The sequence below is a fragment of the Pseudoroseomonas ludipueritiae genome, from assembly GCF_014490445.1.
GTDB classification, from domain to species: Bacteria; Pseudomonadota; Alphaproteobacteria; order Acetobacterales; family Acetobacteraceae; genus Pseudoroseomonas; species Pseudoroseomonas ludipueritiae.
This window is the reverse complement of the sequence record NZ_JACTUZ010000291.1, coordinates 1-2,367: the sequence shown is the minus strand read 5'-3', so window position 1 is coordinate 2,367 and position 2,367 is coordinate 1. Positions and strand designations below refer to the sequence as shown.

The window sequence follows — 2,367 nt, the reverse complement described above, 5'->3', positions numbered from 1 at the left end:
CCGCGTCGTCCTCCTCCAGGAAGGCGCACGGTGATACACGCCGTCTCGCCCGTCCTCTACGCTGGTTGCGCGGCCGCTTGCCTGGCCTGGAGCATGCTGGTGCTGGCGGCCGGGCGTGGACGGCATGCCCTGCTGCCGGCGGCGACCTGCTTCCTGATCGCCGCCTGGGCCGCCGCGGTGGCCCTGATGCCGGAGGCCCCCCTCGCCTGGCCCCCCGGCGGGCTGGAGGTCCTCCGCAACGCCTTCTGGTTCCTGCTGCTGCTGGTGCTTGGCCGGCGCGTCGGCGGGGCACAGGCGCGGCCGCTGCTGCTGCGCTTCGCCCTGGCCGGCGGCACCGCCACCCTGCTGGCCTTCGCCACGCTATCGGCGCCGGTGGCCCAGGCGCTGACAACCACCGCCATTGGTTCGCCCGTCGTGCTCACCCGGCTGGCGCTGGTGCTGCTGGTGGTGCTTCTTGCTGAAAATCTCTACCGAAATGCCGATGACGGCACGCGCTGGCATGTGGTTCTGCCCTGCGTCGCGCTTGGTGGCCTCGCCGCTTTCGATGTGATTCTCTATGCCCATGCGGCGCTGACGCATGACCTTTCGCCCATCCTGGCGGATGCGCGCGCGGTGCTGGCGGCAGTGGCCGCGCCGCTGCTGGCGCTGGGCGCCATGCGCGACCGCCGCTGGCGGCGCAATCCGCCGGTCTCGCGCCAGGTGGTCTTCCACGGCGCGACGCTGTTGGTGGCCGGCGCCTTCCTGCTCGCGGTCGGCGCCGCCGGCGAGGCGCTTCGCCACCTTGGCGCCGATTGGGCTCGCGCGGCCGAAATCGGCCTCTGGGCCGGCACGGCCATGGCGCTGGTTGTGGCGCTCTCGGCCCGCTCCGTCCGCTCCCGCCTGCGGCGCAGCGTGGTCGATCATTTCTTTGCCGCGCGCTACGACTATCGCCAGGAATGGCTGCGCTGCGTCGCCACCCTTTCCGCCCCGGATGTCGCGGCCCAGTTACGCGCGATCCGCGCCATCGCCGATGCCGCGGACAGCCCGGCCGGCGTGCTGCTGCTGCGCGAGGGCGCCGAGGCCGGCTTCCATTGGGCCGGCTCCTGGAACATGCCGGAAGAGCCCGTCTCGCTGGCCGATGATCATCCGCTGATCCTGGAAGTGCGTGGCGGAACCTGGATCGTTCCGCTGTCCGAGAAGGATGCGCCGGAACTGCGGGAGGCTTTCGGGCAGCTCTGGCTGGCCGTGCCGCTGGCGCATCACCGGGACGGGCTGCTTGGCCTCGTGCTGCTGGCGCCGCCGCGCGCCGCCCTGCCCCTGGATGGCGAGGTCTTCGACCTGCTGCGGAGCCTGGGGCGGGAGGTCGCCATGTTCCTGGCCGAGCGCCGCGCCGCCGAGCGCCTGGCGGAGCAGCAGCAATTGCAGGACCACGCCCAGCGATTTGCCTTTGTGGCACATGACGTCAAGACCGTGGCAAGCCAGCTCACGTTATTGCTGGCCAATGCCGAGCACAACATCCAGGACCCGGAGTTCCAGCGTGACATGCTGCTGACCGTGCGCGCCTCGGCGACGCGCATCAACACGCTCATCGCCCGTCTGCGCCAGCCCGAGGGCGCTGAGCTCAACACCACCTCCATCGAACCATTGGCGCGGTTGCGGGAGCTTTCGGCCCGCAGTGCCCACCCGGTGCAACTGGAACATGACGACCGTCCGCCGCTGCGGGTCTCGATGGCGGCTGAAGCCTTCGATGCCGCCGTCACGCACCTCCTCGCCAATGCCGCAGAGGCTTCCCGTCCCGGTGAACCCGTGCGGCTGCGCCTGCAGCACGGGCAGCAGCGGGTGCTTGTGGAGGTAATCGACCGTGGCTGTGGCATGACGCCTGAATTCATCCGTGACCACCTCTTCCGCCCGCTGGCCACAGGCAAGCCGCGCGGCAGCGGCATCGGCGCTTGGCAAGCGCGCGAGTTGCTGCGACGCGCGGGCGGGGAGCTGGCCGTTCACAGCCGCCCTGGTGAGGGTACCACCATGCGTATGACGCTTCCCGCCTGCCGCGACCCGCGCAACGACGCATCCTTTCCCGCGCCCCATTCTGCAGAGGCCGCCCTGCCATGAGTCGCCCCAAGTTGCTGATCGTAGAGGATGACGCTGCGCTCAGCGCCCAGTACCGCTGGGCTTTTCCGAATTGCCGCGTGCTGCTGGCGGGAAACCGGCGGGAAGCCGAACAGGTGGCGCGGGCCGAGCAGCCGACCGCGGTGCTGCTCGACCTGGGCCTGCCGCCGGATGCCGAAGGAGTCAGTGAGGGTTTCGCGACCCTGGCGGAGCTGAACCGTATCTCCCCAGGCATGCCGATCATTGTGGCCTCGGGTCAGGGCCAGCGGGAGCACACGC

2 protein-coding genes are annotated in these 2,367 nt (G+C 70.5%); both read left to right on the top strand.

What is annotated here, in order from left to right; genetic code table 11:
• Positions 1-30: 30 nt before the first annotated feature.
• A complete protein-coding gene (prsK, locus tag IBL25_RS25670; protein ID WP_367615695.1) occupies positions 31-2,091 on the top strand; it encodes an XrtA/PEP-CTERM system histidine kinase PrsK in 2,061 nt (686 codons plus the stop codon).
• A partial coding sequence (locus IBL25_RS25665; protein ID WP_187781278.1) for a response regulator occupies positions 2,088-2,367 on the top strand: 280 nt, incomplete at its 3' end. The genes prsK and IBL25_RS25665, both read left to right, overlap by 4 nt.